The 19,162-nt window shown below is 58.5% G+C and carries 22 protein-coding genes; 14 read left to right on the forward strand and 8 right to left on the reverse strand.

Features of this window, described 5'->3' with window-relative positions; genetic code table 11:
* Positions 1–31: 31 nt before the first annotated feature.
* Complete coding sequence (locus tag AC3RLQ_RS13330; protein ID WP_493037817.1) at positions 32–550, reverse strand: hypothetical protein; 519 nt, start codon at positions 548–550, stop codon at positions 32–34.
* A gap of 85 nt (positions 551–635) precedes the next feature.
* Positions 636–869 (reverse strand): DUF7336 domain-containing protein, encoded by a 234-nt coding sequence (locus AC3RLQ_RS13335; protein WP_493037819.1) that lies wholly within the window; start codon positions 867–869, stop codon positions 636–638.
* Positions 870–1,060: 191 nt separating this feature from the next.
* Between AC3RLQ_RS13335 and AC3RLQ_RS13340 the strand changes: the two genes are divergently transcribed.
* Positions 1,061–1,438 carry a hypothetical protein gene (locus AC3RLQ_RS13340; protein WP_493037821.1) on the forward strand — a complete coding sequence of 126 codons (378 nt, stop codon included), beginning with the start codon at positions 1,061–1,063 and terminating at the stop codon, positions 1,436–1,438.
* A 392-nt stretch (positions 1,439–1,830) separates the two neighbouring features.
* Here the strand turns inward: AC3RLQ_RS13340 and AC3RLQ_RS13345 are convergent, their stop codons facing one another.
* Positions 1,831–3,024: a S1C family serine protease gene (locus AC3RLQ_RS13345; protein ID WP_493037823.1), complete on the reverse strand. Its 1,194-nt coding sequence runs from the start codon at positions 3,022–3,024 to the stop codon at positions 1,831–1,833.
* Positions 3,025–3,247: 223 nt separating this feature from the next.
* Here AC3RLQ_RS13345 and trpA point away from each other — a divergent pair, with 223 nt between their 5' ends.
* The 10 genes from trpA to cimA all read left to right on the forward strand — a co-directional run bounded on the left by trpA (position 3,248) and on the right by cimA (position 11,975).
* Positions 3,248–4,060 (forward strand): tryptophan synthase subunit alpha, encoded by an 813-nt coding sequence (gene trpA, locus AC3RLQ_RS13350; protein ID WP_493037825.1) that lies wholly within the window; start codon positions 3,248–3,250, stop codon positions 4,058–4,060.
* 11 nt (positions 4,061–4,071) lie between these two features.
* The gene (gene dapF, locus AC3RLQ_RS13355; RefSeq protein ID WP_493037827.1) at positions 4,072–4,884 is read left to right on the forward strand and encodes a diaminopimelate epimerase; all 813 of its coding nucleotides are present in this window, start codon (positions 4,072–4,074) and stop codon (positions 4,882–4,884) included.
* Positions 4,885–5,022: 138 nt separating this feature from the next.
* Positions 5,023–5,901, forward strand: coding sequence for a 4-hydroxy-tetrahydrodipicolinate synthase (gene dapA, locus AC3RLQ_RS13360; RefSeq protein ID WP_493037829.1), 879 nt, complete (start codon positions 5,023–5,025; stop codon positions 5,899–5,901).
* Positions 5,902–5,912: 11 nt separating this feature from the next.
* The gene (locus tag AC3RLQ_RS13365; RefSeq protein WP_493037831.1) at positions 5,913–6,326 is read left to right on the forward strand and encodes a hypothetical protein; all 414 of its coding nucleotides are present in this window, start codon (positions 5,913–5,915) and stop codon (positions 6,324–6,326) included.
* Between the two features lie 65 nt (positions 6,327–6,391).
* Positions 6,392–6,997 (forward strand): hypothetical protein, encoded by a 606-nt coding sequence (locus AC3RLQ_RS13370; protein ID WP_493037833.1) that lies wholly within the window; start codon positions 6,392–6,394, stop codon positions 6,995–6,997.
* Positions 6,994–8,181: a molybdopterin molybdotransferase MoeA gene (locus AC3RLQ_RS13375; RefSeq protein ID WP_493037835.1), complete on the forward strand. Its 1,188-nt coding sequence runs from the start codon at positions 6,994–6,996 to the stop codon at positions 8,179–8,181. The genes AC3RLQ_RS13370 and AC3RLQ_RS13375 overlap by 4 nt, the downstream gene beginning before the upstream one ends.
* Before the next feature lie 44 nt (positions 8,182–8,225).
* A complete protein-coding gene (locus AC3RLQ_RS13380; protein WP_422319834.1) occupies positions 8,226–8,828 on the forward strand; it encodes a hypothetical protein in 603 nt (200 codons plus the stop codon).
* Between the two features lie 64 nt (positions 8,829–8,892).
* The gene (locus AC3RLQ_RS13385; protein ID WP_422319835.1) at positions 8,893–9,537 is read left to right on the forward strand and encodes a sigma-70 family RNA polymerase sigma factor; all 645 of its coding nucleotides are present in this window, start codon (positions 8,893–8,895) and stop codon (positions 9,535–9,537) included.
* A gap of 45 nt (positions 9,538–9,582) precedes the next feature.
* Positions 9,583–10,101 carry a hypothetical protein gene (locus AC3RLQ_RS13390; protein WP_493037838.1) on the forward strand — a complete coding sequence of 173 codons (519 nt, stop codon included), beginning with the start codon at positions 9,583–9,585 and terminating at the stop codon, positions 10,099–10,101.
* A 311-nt stretch (positions 10,102–10,412) separates the two neighbouring features.
* On the forward strand, positions 10,413–11,975 hold the full coding sequence (gene cimA / locus AC3RLQ_RS13395; protein WP_493037840.1) for a citramalate synthase: 1,563 nt from the start codon (positions 10,413–10,415) through the stop codon (positions 11,973–11,975).
* Here cimA and AC3RLQ_RS13400 read toward each other — a convergent pair.
* Positions 11,972–12,712 carry an RluA family pseudouridine synthase gene (locus tag AC3RLQ_RS13400; RefSeq protein ID WP_493037842.1) on the reverse strand — a complete coding sequence of 247 codons (741 nt, stop codon included), beginning with the start codon at positions 12,710–12,712 and terminating at the stop codon, positions 11,972–11,974. The two genes, cimA and AC3RLQ_RS13400, sit on opposite strands and share 4 nt — an antisense overlap.
* On the reverse strand, positions 12,709–13,593 hold the full coding sequence (rfbD, locus tag AC3RLQ_RS13405) for a dTDP-4-dehydrorhamnose reductase (RefSeq protein ID WP_493037844.1): 885 nt from the start codon (positions 13,591–13,593) through the stop codon (positions 12,709–12,711). Before rfbD ends, AC3RLQ_RS13400 begins: the two co-directional genes overlap by 4 nt.
* 79 nt (positions 13,594–13,672) lie before the next feature.
* Between rfbD and AC3RLQ_RS13410 the strand changes: the two genes are divergently transcribed.
* Entirely contained in the window at positions 13,673–14,944 is a 1,272-nt protein-coding gene (locus AC3RLQ_RS13410) for a protoporphyrinogen/coproporphyrinogen oxidase (protein WP_493037846.1), read from the forward strand.
* Here the strand turns inward: AC3RLQ_RS13410 and AC3RLQ_RS13415 are convergent.
* Genes AC3RLQ_RS13415 through AC3RLQ_RS13425 form a run of 3 tightly spaced genes read right to left on the reverse strand, consistent with a single transcriptional unit; the run spans position 14,883 to position 17,072 of the window.
* Positions 14,883–15,356, reverse strand: a complete 474-nt coding sequence (locus AC3RLQ_RS13415; protein WP_493037848.1) for a hypothetical protein — start codon at positions 15,354–15,356, stop codon at positions 14,883–14,885. The two genes, AC3RLQ_RS13410 and AC3RLQ_RS13415, sit on opposite strands and share 62 nt — an antisense overlap.
* On the reverse strand, positions 15,353–16,567 hold the full coding sequence (locus AC3RLQ_RS13420) for an acyltransferase family protein (RefSeq protein WP_493037850.1): 1,215 nt from the start codon (positions 16,565–16,567) through the stop codon (positions 15,353–15,355). Before AC3RLQ_RS13420 ends, AC3RLQ_RS13415 begins: the two co-directional genes overlap by 4 nt.
* Before the next feature lie 58 nt (positions 16,568–16,625).
* Positions 16,626–17,072 (reverse strand): hypothetical protein, encoded by a 447-nt coding sequence (locus tag AC3RLQ_RS13425; protein ID WP_422319843.1) that lies wholly within the window; start codon positions 17,070–17,072, stop codon positions 16,626–16,628.
* A 120-nt stretch (positions 17,073–17,192) separates the two neighbouring features.
* Between AC3RLQ_RS13425 and AC3RLQ_RS13430 the strand changes: the two genes are divergently transcribed.
* Complete coding sequence (locus AC3RLQ_RS13430; RefSeq protein WP_493037852.1) at positions 17,193–17,690, forward strand: FHA domain-containing protein; 498 nt, start codon at positions 17,193–17,195, stop codon at positions 17,688–17,690.
* A gap of 145 nt (positions 17,691–17,835) precedes the next feature.
* Positions 17,836–19,107, forward strand: a complete 1,272-nt coding sequence (locus AC3RLQ_RS13435; protein WP_422319845.1) for an adenylosuccinate synthase — start codon at positions 17,836–17,838, stop codon at positions 19,105–19,107.
* Positions 19,108–19,162: the final 55 nt, after the last annotated feature.

The following is a 19,162-nucleotide window of genomic DNA, read 5'->3' on the forward strand; positions in this document are numbered from 1 at the left end:
GGCGGGCACGGGCGGAATCGAAAAAACGCATCTACGGCTCTGAGCTCGGGTGATTGGTGCCAACGTTTTGCTCGCCCTGTAATTCGCTGCGCTTCCGCTGCAGTTCACGTTCATCAGCAATGTAGGCATAGGTAAACAGTGCCGCGATGTATCCACCGAGGATGAAGAGCACGATCAATCTTGACACTCGGAGATCAGGGTGGCGGCTTGGCACTGTAAAAACAGCCCGCACTATGCCAAACTTGCTGATGGTTTCCCCCTCAGATAGACCACGAAGTAAAATCCGATTCAAATGCCAGAATGCGAATGGGAGAGGTGCCCAAGCCAAACCAACAATGACAGTAACAAAAGCCCAGAGTGGGATTCCAAGTTGGGTGGCAATGGCTCCGAATGCCTCTTGATTATGAGGCTCAGGGTCGGGATGCAATAAGGCAGCGAGCAGGACAGCGAGAATTACCACACTGAGAATGACGGTTGCCTTGATAAGTCGAGCGGGCTGCAACCATCTCGCATCGACCACACGGGGAGTTACTGACGGGGCTTCTGTCATGGAATAATCAGGGCGGTCTTTCTGGGGAGAATGAGCCCAAGTTCGGCTCCGTTGGCTTGTTGCGCGGCATTACTGTCATACCAAATCACTCCTCACCTGGCTGAACGGACACATAGCCCTCTGACCAGCCGATGTTACCATCGATGCCGCACTCGCTGATGTCGAAGCCCTCCGGCAAGTCTCGAAATCCTGGCTGATCAGCCACCCTCTGCTGCGCGGCACGTGCCAATGCCTCGGTTGAAAAGACTCCGATCAGCTTCACATCTTCGTGACCGTCGTCGAATTCGTGAACGTGCTGGAGAAGAAAAATAGTGCTCATGGTGGCCAAAGCCTCGGATCAGCCGACACCAAACAGGACGCGTCGATACCCCAAAAATGCCACACTCACCAATGCCTGCATCCCTTTTATTCGGCCCTGCATGGGCTGGCATCCATGTGACATCTACCTGGGGTGTACTACCCAGAGGGGCCGCCTTGCTATTCGGGCCATTCACCCTTCAGTGAACCCCTATGTCAGACAAAATCAAAAAGCGTTTCGGAATCTGGATGGACACTCACCACGCTACCATCATCGGCTATGATCCCGCCGCCGCTGTGTTCACCGTCCTTGGTCACGCCAAGAATCCAGGCCCGGGCTCCAACTCGAACGAGAATGCCGCGAACCATCTCGAAATCACCCTGGTCCACAAGTTCTTCAAAGAGATCGACCACCACCTGGTGAACGCGGATGAGATCCACATCACCGGCAGCGGCACGATCCAGGAACAATTCGTTCATCACCTTGCCGAAACACCCCAGTTCAAAAAGACCGTCGTCTCCCAAAGCACCTCCAATCCGATGAGTGATGAGAAACTGGTGGAGTTCGTGACCCACCATTTCAAGAACTAGGTTCCTTTGAGCGCTTGGAGTGCTCGAAAGCTAACGCGTCACATCAGCCCGGAGGGTTGGGTGGCGCGATTTGTTTGGCGGTGCTGGGCTTGGTCCGGAGCCATTTGCGGCAATGCGGACAGCGCTCATACCGCTCGTCTCCGAAGTTGATGGCAAGCACTGAATGCTCGAAGTCGGTGGCGCACTCCGGACAGTGTCGAATTCAGTACATCGATCGCATGGGCAGAACCTTTCCAAAGATGATGCAAGCGAGCCATACCAACGCTCCCAAAAAGAGCGCCACCAGCCACAAACCCGCGATCACCTCCCAAGTATTGCGGCCAAGACCGCCCACGTTCCAAGCCATGAGCCCGGGCATAAAGCAAATTAACGCCTCGCCATGCCACGCCTCTTCATTTCGCGTCCACCTGACACAAAATCAAGTATGTCGATGATTCAAGGCATTGCCCGAGAGATACCTCGGAAGGATAGGTTTCTTTAGCCACCTGTTCGGCAAATCCTTCGACGCTTCGAAGCAGAGGGATAAGGTAGTCAATCTTAATGGCATAATTCACATTCTGTGGCAGCGCTCCTGTAGCAAGCGCCACAACAGAGTCATTGAGGCGAGCATTGACAACACCTACGACGGATCGACTTGCGCTTAACAACGGACCACCCGAATTGCCCGGCTGAATGGCTGCATCAATTTGGTAATGCCGTATGTCATCTTGGATGCCTTTCATCCCGCTGATCACCCCTCGTGTCAGCTTGAGGCTTGTCCCTTGAATGTCGGGATTCGGGAAGCCTCCAACAGAAATCTCATCCCCAAGATTCACAAAGTCATCTGCACCAATTTTAAGAGGCCGCGTTGCGGCATCCAGTTTGAGAACAGCCAGGTCGTTTTGATGATCGATGGCAACCAGCTTCGCATCCACAAGCTTTTCACCCACACGCACGGAGATTTTTTGAGCTCCGTCAACCACATGTGCATTGGTAACCACATGCCCGATGCTCGTCACTGCAAAACCCGTGCCGCTCGAGGTGAGACTCTCTTTGGTGAGCTTTGACGAGCGTCCATTTTCAGACGGAGACAACCGATATTCCCAGATGGCAACCGCCTTGTCCAAGGAAGTAGCAAAGCTGCGTATTGTTCGATCATAACCTTCTACAGTTGTGAAGGTATATGAACCAGCCCAGTAAAGATCTCTTCTGTACGCTTCGTTGTCAGCAACGGTGTTTTTAAATTTACCCCATATCATCATGAATTCGTTTGAGTAGTAGGGGTTGTCTGTTGGCAGTTCGTTGGCAAGCAGGCCCTCATCCAAGACCTGAACCACCTTGTACGGGACGCTCGGATACGATTTGCTCAAAACACGATTGGCCAGATAACAGTATCTTTTATCTGCTTCGCTGAGCAAATTTTCATTGAAAGTCATGCGAGTTTTATCTTCCAAAATCACCGTCACTTTCGGAGGCACGTATGAAATGATCTGTCCTCTGAAAGTCTTGGTGCCATCGGCACTTTTCCACTCGCGTGCATGCAGGCCATGAACGGCAACAGTGAAAAAAAGTATGATCAAAATCAAACGCATGGCTGCTGAAATCATGTTGTTTTTAGCTCGGAAATTTCAACACCCGAATTTCGCCCGACGTACATCTGTCCCGCATAAGAGATACTGATAATTCCTAGCTGCCATTTAAGTAGCAGCACATTTTTTGCATGTCAATCTTTCCAACTCTCGACGCCGCCTCATTCCAACTGTCCGGCTCGGACTGACTTCCATTCCGACATTCGACAAAGGCGGAATTGCATGCTAAACACCACGCCCCATGTCAGCCCCCACCAACCGTCTCGACGCCCGTTTTGCCCAGCTTCGCACTCAGAAGAAGAAGGCATTCGTAGCCTATGTCTGCGCCGGGGACCCCACACTGGACGCCACCATCGACATCGTACTGGCCCTGGAACGTGCGGGCGCAGATGTCGTTGAACTTGGAGTCCCCTTCTCCGACCCGCTGGCGGATGGCGTGGTGAATCAGATGGCGGCGGACCGCGCTCTGAAGGCCGGAGCCTCCACGCCGAAGGTGCTGGAGATGATCAAGAAGCTGCGCACGCAGTCCCAGGTGCCGCTGGTTCTCTTCACCTACCTCAATCCCGTCTATACCTACGGCTATGAGCGCTTCCACATCGACGCGGCAGCGGCCGGGGCCGATGGCGTGTTGGTGCTGGACCTGCCGCCGGATGAAGTTGCGCAAAATGTGGAACTCAAGCCGACGCCGGAACTGCGCCACATCCAACTCATCGCCCCGACCTCCTCGACCGAACGCATCACCAGCATCGCCAAAAGCGCAGAAGGCTTTGTCTATTATGTGAGCCGCCTCGGCGTCACGGGCGCACAGGTGGAGATCGCCTCGGGCATCGCCGAGCAGGTGGCCATCATCCAGGCGGCCACGGACGTGCCGGTCTGCGTGGGCTTCGGCGTGTCCAATCCAGCTCAGGCCGCCGAGATCGCCAGCAAAGCCGATGGCGTCGTGGTCGGCAGCGCCATCGTAAAGTTGATTGAACAAAACGGTGCCAGCCCCGATTGCGCCGCGAAGGTGGAAGCCTTTGTGAAGCCCCTCGTGGACGCCGTCAAAGCCCTCTAATTTTCCTCCTTATGACTCTCTCCTTCACCAAAATGAACGGCGCCGGCAATGACTTCGTCATGCTGGACAATCGCGACCTTTCCATCGCGCTGACCAAAGAGCAGATCGAAAAGCTCTGCGACCGCCATCGCGGCATCGGGGCTGATGGCCTCCTCTGTGTGGAGCCCGCCACGGCGGACGGCGACTTCAAGATGCGCTACTACAACGCCGACGGCGGCGAGGCCGAGATGTGTGGCAATGGTGCGCGCTGCTTTGGCCGCTTTGTGAATCATCTTCACGGCGATACGCTCACCAAGATCCGTTTTGAGACCCTCGCGGGCATCATCTCCGCCGAGTTCGAAGGCGGCCATGTGCGCATCAACATGAGCGCCCCGCACAACCTCAAGCTCTCCCAGCACCTCGAAGTGTCCGGGGCCGGACTGACCGTGCACAGCGTGAACACCGGCGTGCCGCACGCCGTGGTGATGGTGGACGATCTGGAAGTCGTGCCTGTGCGCGAGTGGGGTGCATCCCTGCGCTACCACGAAGCCTTCAAGCCCAAGGGCACCAATGCGAACTTCGCCAAGGTCATCGCCCCCGGCAGCATCGCCATCCGCACCTATGAGCGCGGCGTGGAGGACGAAACCCTCGCCTGCGGCACCGGCATGGTCGCCTGCGCCCTGATTTACCACGAACTCACTGGAGAACCCAGCCCCATCAGCGTCCTCGTCAAAGGCGGCGACACCCTCAAAGTCGGCTTCGAAGAGCCGGACAAGAGCGAGTACACCAATGTGACCCTGTTTGGCCCGGCTGACTTTGTGTTTACGGGAAGCGTCACCATCTGACCAGACAAACGCCCGGGAGACTCAGGGATTGAGAGCTGAAAGTGCCTTCGCTCAGGCCGCCGCCCCTAAATTTCCAAATTTCAGTTTTCATTTCCCAGCTTTCAGTCCGACAAATCCCGCCCCTTTCCCCACCGCCCCATGTTCGCAGGAACCCACACCGCTATCGTCACCCCCTTTCGCAACGGCCAAGTCGATGAAGCCGCCCTCAAATCGATCATCGACTTCCAGTTCGACAATGGTGTGACAGGCGTTGTGCCTTGCGGCACCACCGGGGAGTCCCCCACGCTGGATCACGAAGAGCACAGCCGCGTGGTGAAGCTGACCGTCGAGTTTTCCAAAGGCCGTGGCGTGGTGATGGCAGGCACGGGATCGAACTCCACCCGTGAGGCCATCGAGCTCACGCAGGAAGCCGAAGCAGCAGGTGCCACCGCATCCCTGCAGGTCGCGCCGTATTATAACAAGCCGACCCCGGAAGGCCTGTACCAGCATTTCAAAGCCATCGCCGACAACACCAAGCTCCCGCTCATGCTTTACAGCATTCCGGGACGCTGCGGCATCGAGATCGGCCTGGATGTCCTCGTCCGCCTCGCGGAAAACTGCCCGAACATCCGCTCCATCAAGGAAGCCGGCGGCAATCCTGAGCGCGTCAGCCAGATGAAGCAGATCCTTCCGGCGGACTTCGAGATCATGTCCGGCGACGACGGCCTCACTCTGCCCTTCATGTCCGTGGGCGGCGTCGGCATTGTCAGCGTGGCGGGGAACATCATTCCAAAGCAGATCAGCGAGATGGTGCAACTGGCCCTGAAGGGCGACTACGTCTCCGCGCTGAAGATCCACACCAAGTACTACCCTCTCTTCGCCGCCTTCCTGAAGCTGTCCACCAACCCCATCCCGATCAAGACGGCGATGGCGCTGGCCGGTCACTGCACCGATGAGCTGCGCCTGCCGATGACCGGCATGGAGCCCGAGAAGGTCGCGGAGCTGAGCGCCACGCTGAAGAAGCTGGGCATCATCTAAAAACCATCGCCATGAACGCAGCCTGCCCTCCGCCATTCTTTGCGCGGGGGCTGTGTTTGCTGATGTGCTCGGTGCTTGTCACTTCGTGCGCCTCCCGCTCAAAGCCGGATGCTGCTTGGAACAGCCTCAAGATATGGCACCAAGTCGCCAGCAATCCGCCGACCTATGTCCCGGCTGGCTATGGCGCCACACAACCGCGAACCGACCGTGATGGAACCTGGTTTACGGACAAACGAGATGGCAAACGCCTCTTTGTTCCCAAACAACCTGTGCGCCATTGGGAGCACGGCGTCCTCATTGGCGAGGCGAAAAAAGTGACTGGTGATGACGACAAGCCCCGCTTGTCTCCAGGGCAGAAAATTTGCTGGGGCATCCTCGCATTCTTCGCTGCCATGGGTGATGCGAAGCTTCCACTTCCCGACTGAGGTCGAAACGGGGCATGTTTGGGTAGCCGCTGGACAGCCAGCCGCCGATGCGGCATCAATAGGGCATGAAGTTTCTGCGCCACCTATGCCTTCTTTTGCTGCTGGGGCTGTCCAGTTGCAGCTACCTTGCCAAAAAGTTTGGATCCTCGAAGAAATCGCCCGAGGACAAGCGAGTCGGCGAGGCCAAGGTGATTGGCGTGATCGAACTGGTAAACCCGGAGCAGAACTACGTGCTCATCAATTGCGAGCACCGGGTGGACATTCCGGCGGGTACCGAGATCATCTCCCAGGGCATCAACGGCACGGATGCAAAGCTCAGGGTGACACCTGAACGCAAGGGCAACTACATCACGGCGGACATCACGCAGGGCACGCCACAGCTGCGCGATCTTGTGGTTTATCAAGTCAAGCGCGATGCACCGCCACCGCCCACCACGATCACGGCATCGGGTGCCATCGTGCCTTTGGCTCCGGTGATGCAGGCCGATGTGATCCCGCCGCTGGATGCCCCATTTCAGCCGATGGCACCAGTCCAGCCAGCATTCGTACCATCTCCGGCTCCAGCACAGGCTGCGCCGCCGCCACTGCGGCAGGCCCCGCTGGCCCCTGCCCCACCGCCCGAAAAAGAGCCTGAGGCGAATCTGAGCAAACTGCCGCCTGTGATCCGATGATCTCCGAAAGCGAGGCACTCGCACGTGTGCTGGCGGCGGTGAAGCCGCTGCCGGCCGAACAAGCGACATTAATGAATGCGCTGGATCGTTATGCCGCGCAGGATGCGACGGCCACAGTACCGATTCCGGCCTTTGATCAATCCGCGATGGACGGCTATGCCATTGTCGCCGCCGAGAGCACGACCGCGCAGCCACTGCAGGTGACGGGCGAACAGGCAGCCGGACTGGATGACGGACTGCGTCTCCAAAGCGGCTGCGCCATTCGCATTTTCACCGGCGCACCAGTTCCCGCCGGAGCCGATGCCGTGATCATGCAGGAAGATGTGCGGCGTGAAGGGGATGCCATCATTTGCACCGATCCTGTCACCGCAGGAGAAAACATCCGGCGCGCTGGAGTCGACCTTTGCCAGGGCCAGTTCGTGCTGCGAGCGGGAGAGCAGATCACCCCCGGACGCATGGCCTTGCTGGCCTCTCAGGGGCTTGATCAAATCTCCGTGCATGCTCTCCCGCGTGTGGCGGTGCTGAGCACGGGCGATGAACTGGTAACACCCGGCTCCGGCCCGCTGAAGGCTGGACAGATTTACAACACCAACGGACTCATGCTTCGTGGTATGCTGGCGCAGCTGGGCATTCGCACCAGCACCCAGGCCCACTGCCGGGATGATCTGCAAAGCACCACCGAGACACTGCGGGAACTGATGCAGGCCCATGATGTCGTATTGATCAGCGGCGGTGTTTCCGTCGGCGATCATGATCAGATCAAGCCCGCGCTCAAAGCGCTCGGCATCGAGCCCGACCTCTGGCGCGTGAAGGTGAAGCCGGGCAAGCCGTTTCTCTTTGCCCAAGACGCACACACCTATGTCTTCGGCCTGCCCGGAAATCCGGTGTCTTCCTTCGTGACCTACCTGCTGTTTGTGCGTCCGGCTCTGCTGAAAATGATGGGAGCAGCGGATTCCCATCTCAAGCCACGCATCATACCCGCCACCACAGGCACCGCACTCTCCAATCCTGGCGACCGGCCCCACTATCTGCGCGGCACACTCACCCAAGGTCAGTTCATGCCCTTCGGCCTGCAGCAGAGTCATGCCCTGCTGTCCCTGAGCCGTTCGAATGCTCTGCTGCGGCTGGAGGCCGGACAAAATTTGCAGGCGAGAGACGCCGCCGATGTGTGGTTGCTGGATTGATTGGTTGCGCACCCCGCACCGCCATCCATTCTGCCGGTCTTCACATGGAACACGTTCTCGTCATCACCCGTCAGCTCTTCGATCAACTCGGCAGTTTTCAAGGCTTCCAAGCCGATGCCACGCGCTACTTGCACGCGATGCTGGCCCCGGGAGCCAATCACTTCATGGAACGCCCGGCGGCTGAAAAAGACCCCTCCCACAAGCAGCTCATCCCCTATGCCATCTTTCATCACGAAGGCCGCTATCTGAGCTACACACGCGGCGGCAGTTCGGGAGAGAAGCGCCTCGTGGCGAAGCGCTCCATCGGCATCGGCGGACACATCAATCCGGTGGACACCGCACAGGATGGCCTCGGAGAAACGATGTATTACAACGGCGTCGAACGTGAGATGGCCGAGGAGTTGGTGATCGGCGGCACGCACACGCAGAAGGTCATCGGCCTGATCAATGACGACGCGACGGAAGTCGGCAGCGTGCACCTCGGAGTGGTGCACTTCTTTGACCTCAGCAGCGACGATGTGAAGTCCAATGAAGACGCCATCCAGGACTTGCGCTTCCACACTCTGGCGGAGCTGCATGCCATGCGCGACCAGCTTGAAACGTGGTCGCAGATCTGTGTCGATCACCTGTGGAGCGTTCAAAAATAATTGATATTTATGCGCCCATAAGAAATGCTTGTCTCTTGAGTCAACGAGTGTTTCTCTTACTTTAATGGAAGAATCATCACTCAGCGCCGCAGCGACCCCCATCGCTTCGCTGAACCCGCCCGCGCCCAACAGCAGTTCTGCTGAGGATCGCATCCTGGTGGATAAAGCTCAGGCGGGTGACACGCGTGCCTTTGATGACCTGGTGCGAAAGTACACGCCCAAGCTCTATGGTTTGATTTATAACATGACCTCGAACCGCGAGGACACCGCCGACTTGCTGCAGGATGTGTTTGCCAAAGCCTACCGCTCCATCAAGCGTTTCATGGGCAAGTCTTCATTTTACACGTGGATCTATTCCATCGCGGTGAACATGACTTTGAACTTTCTTAAGAAGCGCGGAAGGCATCACAAAGTCAGTCTTGACGATGTAGATACGGGCATCGAGAACGACCCCGAATTCATTCGCGTCACCACGGCCAACTCGGGCACGCTGCGCGAGGTCAACATCCATGAGCTGCAAAAAAGGTTGAACGCAGCCATGATGAAGCTGTCAGAAGACCACCGCACGGTGGTGACTTTGTACGACGTCCAAGGTCTCCAGCATGCCGAAATCAGCAAGATACTTGGAGTCTCGGAAGGGACTGTCAGATCACGTTTGTTTTATGCACATCGCCTGCTGCAAACTTATCTTGAGGACTTCGTTAAGTGATAACGCCCCTCATCCACGAAAAGAAACAACAATCCACAGCACGCCATGAATGAGTTTGAAGACATCCAGCGGTTGATTCGATTGAAGCGGTTCGAACAACCTGAGGAAGGGTTCACCGAAAAGTTTCTCCAGCAGTTTCATCAGAGACAGCGCGCTGAAATGCTGCAGCAGTCGTCCTTGGAATTGTTCTGGGAGCGGGCCACCACCTGGTGGAGCAATCTTCTGGTGCCCAAATGGGGCATGGTGGCGGCGGCGGTTTCCGTTTGCGCCATGAGTCTCTGGCTGCTTTCGCATCCGACTGGCAACACCGGCGTGGAAGTCACTGCAGCCCCCGTCGTTCCTGAGAAGCCTTTTATTCCCAAGCTGGACCTCAGCGACCTTCCCCTGGCACGCATGGCTGAACATGACGATGCCACCATGGCCGACATGCTGATCCGCAGACATCTTGAGGTGCGCCCCGCTCTCGAAGGCAAGGTATTGCCCGCGAATGGCTGGGAGCAGCCCTCACTGCGCAACGCCAAGCCTGCCATCCAGTCAGGCCTCGAGGGCATGCTGGGCAAATAATAAGCCCAGCTCCCGCACATTCAGGCCTCAGGCGGGTCAAGGGCCCCTGGCAGGTGAAAACTTCCCTTTGCCAGCAGGGCTGCCCCGGCGTAAAACTCGCGCTGCTCATGGGAAACCGCCCTGACATTCGCCTAACCACCCGAATTAGTTTCGGACTCATCCGCGCCTGACGCCGCCGGGAGAGTCCGTTTTCATGCATGCCTGCGCTTAAAGCGCCCCCGGCATTCGGCGTCCCGGACTTCATGGCAACCGCCACCCCGGCCTGTTTTCTGATTGCACCCACCTTTCATCTCTTCATTTCCCCTCCCCACATGTCTCCAGTTACCATCTATGACACCACCTTGCGTGACGGCACGCAGGGCACCGGCATCTCCTTCAGCACGCTCGACAAGATCCGCGTCGCGGAAAAGCTCGACGAATTCGGCGTGCACTACATCGAAGGCGGCTGGCCCGGCTCCAATCCCAAAGACGCCGCCTTTTTCGAAGAGGCCTCCAAGCGCCACTGGAAGACCGCGAAGATCACCGCCTTTGGCATGACGCGCCGTGGCAAAATGAAGGTCGAGGACGATCCACAGGTCAAAATGCTGCTCGATGCCAAAACACCTGCCGTGACCATCGTCGGCAAGACTTGGGCCCTGCACGTCACCGAAGTTTTCCAGGTCAGCCTGGAAGAGAACCTTGCCATGATCTCTGACACGGTGGCCTACTTGAAAAAGCATGGCCGCGAAGTGCTCTATGATGCGGAGCATTTCTTCGACAGCTTCAAGGAGGACCCGGAATACTCGCTCAAAACCATCAAGGCCGCCCAGGATGCCGGAGCAGATCTCATCGTGCTCTGTGAAACCAACGGCGGTGCGCTGCCAGAGTTCGTTGAGGACACGACCCGTAAAGTTATCGCCCATCTGGGGCGCCCCGTTGGCATCCACACGCACAACGACGGCGGTGTCGGCGTGGCCAACGCCCTCGCAGCCGTGCGCGCCGGTGCCTGCCAGGTGCAGGGCACCATCAATGGCTACGGTGAGCGCGTGGGGAACTGCAACCTCACCACCATCATGCCCAATCTGCAGATCAAGATGGGCATTGATCTCGGCATCGACCTCACCCGTTTGCGCGAGCTCGCCAACTTCGTGGATGAACTCGCCAACGTGCCGCATGACATCCGCGCGCCCTATGTGGGCGTGGCTGCGTTCACACACAAAGGCGGCCTGCATGTGCATGCCGTGCAGAAGCTGGCCCGCACCTACGAGCACGTGGATCCCACGCTCGTCGGCAACCAGCGCATCATCACCATCTCAGACATGTCTGGCCAGTCCAACGTGCTGGTGAAGGCCGAAGGCATGGGCTTCAAATTCGCCAAGGGCGATGCCCGGGTTCAGACCATCCTTACCGAGGTGAAGCGTCTCGAAAGCGAAGGCTACGAATTCGAAGCCGCCGAAGCCTCCTTCGAGATGCTCATCCGCAAGCAACTCGGCCAGCACCAGCCGGTGTTTAACCTGATCGAGTATCACTCCACGCACCGCTTTCATGGCGGGGAGCATGGTTTTGAAACCTGTGAAGCCACCATCAAACTCGAAGTCGGTGAGAGCCGTGTTTACACCGTGGATGAAGGCGACGGCCCGGTGAATGCTCTCGACAATGCACTGCGCAAAGCCCTCCTGCCCTTCTTCCCGGCGCTCAAGGACATGCGCCTGGCAGACTACAAGGTGCGCATCATCGACGGCGGTACCGGCACAGCGGCGAAGACCCGTGTGCTCATCACCAGCACGGATGGCATCGCCACCTGGGGCACCGTCGGAGTGAGCTGCAACATCATCGACGCGAGCTGGAAGGCTCTCGTTGATGGCATCGAATACTTCCTGCTCAAGCGCGCTTAAACCGCCTTCATGCCCGCTGCCTCCAGAACCGCCAGCAGATCTGGCGGCAGCGGTGCTTTGACTGTGAGCTGCTGACCTGATGCGGGATGCTTCAGACTCAGTTCGTGCGCATGCAGGAAGAGCCGTTTGGCCAGAATGGCTTTGCGCAGCTTGCGGTTCAGATCAAAGGAGCCGTACACATCATCCCCCACCAGTGGAAGCTGCCTTGAAGCCGCCTGCACGCGGATCTGATGTGTCTTGCCGGTGATCAGCTCGACTTCGAGCAGGACCACGCGATTGAGCGCATTCGCCTCCAGCACCCGGTATTTCGCCTCTGCATTCGGACGCGCTCCATGGCGCACCGTCGTGCGCACCTGGTGCTTGGCGTGAGCTGTGATGAGATGATCCAGCCACACACCCTCAGGCTTGGCAGCACTGCCACTGCATAGGGCGAGGTATTTTTTTCGCACCAGCTCCGCTTCAAAAGCCGCACGGCATGCAGCGGCTGTTTTTTCATCCTTCGCCCCCAGCAAGACACCCGAGGTGTCCTGATCGAGACGATGCAGCAGCCACACCATTCCAGCCGCTGTTTTGAAACAGCGCCGGTCATGATCATAGCTGCCTTCAAACGCCGCCATATGCGGTTTGCCCGCCTTCGGGTTCGGGTGCGAGAGCACGCCATGTGGCTTGTTCACCACAATGAGGAAACGATCCTCATGAAGGATGTCGCAGCGGGTCATGGCAGAGGCGGGAGTCATTGGGGCTGATACTTCTGCACCAAATACTCTTCCATCGCATCGAACCAGTTGCGAATCTCACCGCCCAGCAGGCTTTTCAATTTCGCATTGCTCATCACGGTCATCAGAGGCCGTGGTGCCTTGAGCTGCGTCAGGCTGGCCAGCTCGATGGGCTTTACGATTGTCGTTTTGACCGGCACCTCCAGCCGGGCGGCAATCGTGAGCGCGGCCTCAGCCCAGGAATGCCATGAAGCGACGCCGCTGTTGCACAGATGCAGCGCGCCGCTGGTTGTCGGATGCCGGACAATCAATTGTTCGATCCAGCCGCAGATGTCGGCGTTGCTCGTCGGCACCGAGATCTTATCTGCCACAGCACTCAGGTCATCAGTCTGTAAAGCACGCTGGATGATGCTGTCAGGATGGCTGGGTTTGTGGGGACCAAACAGCCACGAAACGCGTGCCACGAGAGCGCCCGGAGATGCCTTCAGCACCGCCTGCTCTCCGGCCAGCTTGGTGCGCCCGTAAATGTTTGCCGGGACCGTCTCATCTGTTTCACACCACAGGTCGCGATCCTTCCCGCTGAACACGTAGTCAGTGCTGAAATGGATCATGCGTGCTCCACGTAGCTCACAGCATTCAGCAAGGATCTGCGGTGCCACCGCATTGGCCAGAAATGCGCGCTCCGGTTCGACTTCACAAACATCTGGACTGGTCATGCCAGCGGCATTGAGCAGCACATCGAATTTCTGTGATGCCAAAGCATTACTTATGGTGTCTGGCCGCTCCAAATTTAGATCTGCACGACCCCATGACAGCGTTTCAAAACGGGCGTCAAAGTGGCGGTGCAAGGCGCGGCCCAAGCCACCGGTGGCGCCGAGAATGAGGATGCGGGGGGCTGGCATGCCCCATGCTTGCCATGCCTCCCGTGCTTGCAAAGCCAAAAGGTATGTCCAAGGTGAGTGCAGGACTGATTAAGGATGAATGAGTGAAGCACAGCCCAAAATAGTAATTATCGGCGCCGGCCTTGCGGGGCTGGCCTGTGCCCGAGTGCTGGCGGCGGCAGGTCGCCCCTTCACCATTTTGGAGGCCTCCAATGCTGTTGGCGGCCGGGTGCGCACGGATGTGGTGGATGGCTTCCAGCTCGACCGCGGCTTTCAGATCTTCCTGCCGGCCTATCCTGAGGCCAGGCGAGTGCTGGACTACGAGGCTCTCGACCTGCGACCAATCTACCGCGGGGCGGATGTCTTCGTCAAAAATCGTTTCCACCGCTTGGCAGACCCCCTGGCGCATCCGCTCACAGCCCTGAAAAACTTTAACGAATCCATTGTCTCCCTGCGTGACAAATGGACCACGCTGCTGCTGCGCAAGGAGGTCTTCGGCCTGCGCGCCCCCCCGGCCGAGCTCCCAGAAATGGAAACAGAAGACTACCTGCGCGACTTTGGCTTCTCTGAAAACATGATTGACCGCTTCTTCCGCCCGTTTTTTGGCGGGGTCTTTCTGGAAAAGGATCTGCGCACCAGCGCACGCATGATGCTGTTTTTATTTGCCATGTTTGACCGGGCGGGCAGCGCGGTGCCAGCACGTGGTATGCAGGCGATCCCGAATCAGCTCGCCCTGGCTCTGCCACCGGGAAGCCTGCGCCTGAATGCTCCGGTGGCCGCCGTGCGGGCCGGAGAGGTCACTCTGGACACCGGCGAAGTGCTGCATGCAGACCATGTGATTGTCGCGGTCAGCGAAGAGGTGGCTCATCGGCTGTTACCTCCTGTGGAAAACACCACCCTCCTCCCCAGCCGCTCCACCACCTGCATGTATTTTGCCACGGATGATCTGCCGCCGGGCGATGCCATCCTTCATCTGGATGGGGATGGCCGCGGTCCGGTCAACAGCATCCTCGCGCTCTCTCGCGTCTCACCGCACTATGCGCCCCCGGGACGGCATCTCATTTCCGCGTCCATCATTGGCGCTCCATCCAGCACCGAATTGGAGCAGGTCGTACGCGAGCAAATGCGCAGCTGGTTCGGAGAGGCCGTCGTCTCCAAATGGCGGCACCTCCGCACTTACCAGATTCGTCATGCGCAGCCGGAGAGCCGGCAGCTGCGCCTCGGTGAAGGCCCGCTTGCCAGTGTGATCCAGCCCGGCCTCTACCGCTGCGGCGACTGGTGTGAGCAGGTCTCCATCAACGGCGCACTTCTCAGCGGCCGTCGATGCGGAACGGCGGTAATGAAAGCGTTGGGAGAACCGAGCTCGGATTAGGCGTGGCCGGAGCGGACTCCGTAGGCAGCGTAAACGGGTTGATCGTGGCCGGGGCGCTGTTGAGCCGCACCTCCACCTTCGTCACGCCAAACTTCTCGGGCTTCTTCTCTGCAATCGCACGCAATTCCTGCGCAACGCCTTCGACATCCGCCCGGTTCTTGAGGTCTCGAATGGTCACGGTGGTGAAGCCCGGCCCAGCCTGCACGTCGATCTTGCTCGCGGGCACCCCCATGTCCACGTGAATGAGTTTCTCCCAGGCACTGGCGTGCTGCAGGTCTGGCAGCATGATGAGCCCGACCTTGTGATAACGCTCCTGCTCCTCTGAGTTCGATTCAGGTGTGGTTGCGGCCTGCTTGTGCTGGCAGGCGACGAGACAGGTGAAGACGGCGAGGAGGAGAAATCGGGGGATCACAGTTTAATAAAAGCCTTCTGTTTATACAGCCACCAGCAGATCAGCCAAAGCACAAAAAGCACTCCGCAACGTTCGATGACCGGCGTCCAGTACGCCGGGAAAGCCGTCTCCGGCAGGTGCTTGTGAAGATTCTCGGTGATCCACCCCGCACACAGGCTGTGCAGAAGATAAATCACGATGCTGTTCATGCCCACGACCACCAGTGGGAAAACCAGCCGCCGCATGCCGAGGATCTCCACCAGCCAGTAAAAGATCGAAAGCAGGATGAGCACCCAGCCCCCGCTCAGTATCGCCCAGGAGGGCGTCCAGATGCGCTTCACCACTGGCAGCAGCGTGTATTGATCGAGCTGCGCACCCACCACGGGCAGGATTTTGAAATCAAGCGCCGTGCCTGCCACCACCAGCAGGATGCCTGTGATCAGCAGTGTGGCGCACCTGCCCTTGTCCGTTTTCCGGCTGTTCATCAGGAAGCCACCGGTGAGAGCGCCACCGAGCATCGTGGCAAGCGCGGGGATGAAGTTGAGCGTTTGATAGCCCCCATTGGTATACTGGTAGGGCTTTGCCTGCGGCAGGAGATTGAGCCACCAGCGGTCAAAGGCGGCAGCGGCATTGGTGTGGATGTTCCAATGCCCGGCAAAACCTGGCAGGATTCCATGCGCCGAGTCCTTCATGCCCGCGATGGCGGCGAGTTCCTGCGACGTCGGCAGTGGATGATTGACGAAGAACCAGGTGTAACCCGCCAGGATCAGAATGATGCCGGACAAGATGTATTCCCAACCCATGCGAGACAGGAGAAAGAGCACGAAATAGCCGAGGCCGATCTGCGCCAGCACATTGGTAAAGAGAAACACCGTGTGCTTGTCTGCGGAACGCGTGGCCAGCATCACCCCCAGCGCCACCAGCAGGATGGAGCGTGAGAGCGCATGCCAGGCCATGCCAAAGAATGACTGCCCGTGCTCACGCCTCTTTGCATACGAAAACGGCACCGCCATGCCCACCATGAACATGAAGCTCGGCTGGATCAGATCCCACAAGGAGCAGCCCTGCCAGTCCTGATGCGCGAACTGCGGTTTGATGAACTCCCAGACGGAGCCTGGATGCGCCGCCGCCATCTGCGCTATGCCAAAGCCCCCGGAGGCCATCAGCAGCATGATGAACCCTCGAAAAGCATCGAGGGACAGAAGACGTTGGTTGGAAGTGGTCGGGTTCATGGAGCAACCACAAACGCCACTCACGCAGGCCTGCTATCGAAAGCCGTGAAGGTTATGCTCAGGCAGCCTTGAGAACCTCGTGCGTATGGATGGCAGGATTGACAATGTCACGCACGAACTGAGCCGGCTCCGCACCTTCTCCAAAGACATAAATGCGGGTCCGCAGGGTGAGCTTTTTGATCTCAAAACCCGGATTCTGGATGCTGCGGTAATAATTGAGGATCATTTCTTTTTCCAGATCCAGCGCCGCACCTTTCATTCCGTATTCGAGCACAAAGGCGGCTTTTTCAAACGCCGGCTGGCCGCCGATGCGGGCCTCCTGGCTGATGGAATCGATCAAAACCTTGTCCACAAAAGCCTTCAGCGCCGCCTCATCCCCTTCGAACTCGATCTTGTACACCCGACCTTCGCGATATTTCAGCGGCAGCGGGTGGGGAGCGTAGAGCAGCTTGTGGCAGTCGCTTTCAGTGTCGAATTTACCGAGGATTTCAAAAATTTGGGTCACGAGGGTGGCAGGGATGGTTGCCAGCCTTCCTAGCAAGAACGCCCGCCCGCGCAAGCTCGCAGCGACCTGCCGTGAATCCCTCTTGCCACCCCAGCCCCGGCCTGCTAGAACTGCACTGTTATGCCACGTATTCAATTCACCACTCCTAACGGTGCCTCTGGTGCCCTCGAACTCGACGCCGAACGCATGTCCGTGGGACGTGCTGATGACAACCAGCTCATCATCGCTGACGATTCTGTGTCCAGTCATCATGGTGAGTTCACCTTCGACGGCAGCAGCTGGACGCTCACCGACCTTGGTTCCACCAATGGAACCAAAATCGGCGGATCCCGCGTCGAAACCGTCAATCTTACCCCAGGAGGTGCATTTCAGCTCGGCAACGTGAACTGCGTTTTCCTGGGCGATGGTGAAGAAGAGGCCTATTCCGCCCCGACCGCCACAGTTTCCACTCCCTCCAGCGGCTATGGCAGCCTCCCCTACAATGGTCGTCTGCGCACCGGCTTTGGCCCGAAGGTGAAGCAAAAAAATCCCGGCGGAGCTCTGGTGACCCTGCTCGGAGTAGCTGGCATACTGGCCTGCGGTGCCGCCATTTATTTCGCCAATCAAATGGGAGCCTGAGACTGCCAAAATAGCACGCGCTTGCGAACCTGGCTCCCGTACGGAGCACTCCAGCGGTCCTTCCGGCTGCCATGGTACGGTCTGCGCGTCATGAAAAACAACCCCTTTGCGGCTTCCCCATGCCGCCATCCCAAGAAAAGAATCCATGTCTAATACAATCATTGTCGGTGCCCAGTGGGGCGACGAAGGAAAAGGTAAAATCGTTGATTACCTCACTGAGAACACGGACGTCGTCGTCCGCGCCGCCGGTGGCAACAACGCCGGCCACACTGTCATCAGCAACGGCACCAAGTACATTCTGCACCTGATCCCTTCCGGCATTCTCTGGAAAGATAAGATCTGCGTCATCGGCAACGGCGTCGTCATGGACCCCACCGGCCTGCTCGCCGAAATGGCCAAGCTGCGCGGCCAGGGTGTCACCATCACCCCGGAAAATCTCCTCATCAGTGAAACCGCCCACCTGGTGATGCCCTACCACCGCGGCCTGGACAAGGCACGTGAGGCCAAGCGTGGCGACAAAAAGATCGGCACCACTGGTCGCGGCATCGGCCCCGCCTATGCTGACAAAGTCGAACGCGACGGCCTGCGCACCATCTTGATGACACAGCCGGAGATCTTCGAAGAGGAACTCCGCGACCGCCTCGCCCGTCACAATGCCACCTTCGCGGAACTCGGAGTCGAACTCGTCCCCGTCGAAGAAACCGTAAAAGAAATGCTCGAAGCCGCCAAAACGCTGGCCCCGCACATCACCAACACCACGGTCTATCTCCACGAGGCGATCAAAGCTGGCAAAAATCTGCTCTTTGAAGGAGCCCAGGGCACCTACCTCGACATCGACCACGGAACCTATCCCTTCGTCACCTCCTCGAACACCACCTCTGGCGGCGCCTGCACGGGCTCCGGCGTCCCGCCACGCATGATCGACAAAGTCGTGGCCGTGGGCAAAGCCTACACCACCCGCGTCGGCAGCGGCCCCTTCGTCACTGAAAATGACGCCATTGGCGACATGCTGCACAACATGGGCCGTGAATTCGGGGCCACCACCGGCCGCGCCCGCCGCTGCGGCTGGCTGGACTCCGTCCTCGTGCGCTACGCTGTCATGATCAACGGGGCGGACGAACTCGCCATCACCAACCTCGACGGCCTGGACGGTCTGGACACCATCCAGATCTGCACCGCCTACACACTCCGCGGCAAGACCATCCACTACCCGCCGAGCACCGCCGCCGACCTGGCCGCCTGCGTTCCTGTCTATGAAACCCACCAGGGCTGGAAGCAGGACCTCAGCGGCATCCGAAACTTCGCCGACCTCCCTCCGCTGGCCAAAGCCTACCTCAAACGCCTCGAAGAGCTCACCGGAGCTCGCGTCAGCCTCGTCGGCATCGGCCCGGACCGCGAGCAGACTCTCGTCGCTTGAGGTCACATTCCAGTTGACGCCCGGCCTCATTCCCCTACTTTCCCTGCCCTTTTCC

The organism is Prosthecobacter sp. GW821-HT29F12 (assembly GCF_058803405.1).

What these genes read in the sequence shown, in the direction of transcription:
- dapF (WP_493037827.1), top strand. Translation starts at nt 4,072, where the DNA reads ATGACTCTCTCCTTCACCAAAATGAACGGCGCCGGCAATGACTTCGTC.
- AC3RLQ_RS13385 (WP_422319835.1), top strand. Translation starts at nt 8,893, where the DNA reads ATGGAAGAATCATCACTCAGCGCCGCAGCGACCCCCATCGCTTCGCTG.
- AC3RLQ_RS13330 (WP_493037817.1), bottom strand. Translation starts at nt 550, where the DNA reads ATGACAGAAGCCCCGTCAGTAACTCCCCGTGTGGTCGATGCGAGATGG.
- AC3RLQ_RS13370 (WP_493037833.1), top strand. Translation starts at nt 6,392, where the DNA reads ATGAAGTTTCTGCGCCACCTATGCCTTCTTTTGCTGCTGGGGCTGTCC.
- dapA (WP_493037829.1), top strand. Translation starts at nt 5,023, where the DNA reads ATGTTCGCAGGAACCCACACCGCTATCGTCACCCCCTTTCGCAACGGC.
- AC3RLQ_RS13375 (WP_493037835.1), top strand. Translation starts at nt 6,994, where the DNA reads ATGATCTCCGAAAGCGAGGCACTCGCACGTGTGCTGGCGGCGGTGAAG.
- AC3RLQ_RS13345 (WP_493037823.1), bottom strand. Translation starts at nt 3,024, where the DNA reads ATGATTTCAGCAGCCATGCGTTTGATTTTGATCATACTTTTTTTCACT.
- AC3RLQ_RS13340 (WP_493037821.1), top strand. Translation starts at nt 1,061, where the DNA reads ATGTCAGACAAAATCAAAAAGCGTTTCGGAATCTGGATGGACACTCAC.
- AC3RLQ_RS13420 (WP_493037850.1), bottom strand. Translation starts at nt 16,567, where the DNA reads ATGAACCCGACCACTTCCAACCAACGTCTTCTGTCCCTCGATGCTTTT.
- rfbD (WP_493037844.1), bottom strand. Translation starts at nt 13,593, where the DNA reads ATGCCAGCCCCCCGCATCCTCATTCTCGGCGCCACCGGTGGCTTGGGC.
- AC3RLQ_RS13400 (WP_493037842.1), bottom strand. Translation starts at nt 12,712, where the DNA reads ATGACTCCCGCCTCTGCCATGACCCGCTGCGACATCCTTCATGAGGAT.
- AC3RLQ_RS13335 (WP_493037819.1), bottom strand. Translation starts at nt 869, where the DNA reads ATGAGCACTATTTTTCTTCTCCAGCACGTTCACGAATTCGACGACGGT.
- AC3RLQ_RS13365 (WP_493037831.1), top strand. Translation starts at nt 5,913, where the DNA reads ATGAACGCAGCCTGCCCTCCGCCATTCTTTGCGCGGGGGCTGTGTTTG.
- AC3RLQ_RS13380 (WP_422319834.1), top strand. Translation starts at nt 8,226, where the DNA reads ATGGAACACGTTCTCGTCATCACCCGTCAGCTCTTCGATCAACTCGGC.
- cimA (WP_493037840.1), top strand. Translation starts at nt 10,413, where the DNA reads ATGTCTCCAGTTACCATCTATGACACCACCTTGCGTGACGGCACGCAG.
- AC3RLQ_RS13410 (WP_493037846.1), top strand. Translation starts at nt 13,673, where the DNA reads ATGAGTGAAGCACAGCCCAAAATAGTAATTATCGGCGCCGGCCTTGCG.
- trpA (WP_493037825.1), top strand. Translation starts at nt 3,248, where the DNA reads ATGTCAGCCCCCACCAACCGTCTCGACGCCCGTTTTGCCCAGCTTCGC.
- AC3RLQ_RS13390 (WP_493037838.1), top strand. Translation starts at nt 9,583, where the DNA reads ATGAATGAGTTTGAAGACATCCAGCGGTTGATTCGATTGAAGCGGTTC.
- AC3RLQ_RS13430 (WP_493037852.1), top strand. Translation starts at nt 17,193, where the DNA reads ATGCCACGTATTCAATTCACCACTCCTAACGGTGCCTCTGGTGCCCTC.
- AC3RLQ_RS13435 (WP_422319845.1), top strand. Translation starts at nt 17,836, where the DNA reads ATGTCTAATACAATCATTGTCGGTGCCCAGTGGGGCGACGAAGGAAAA.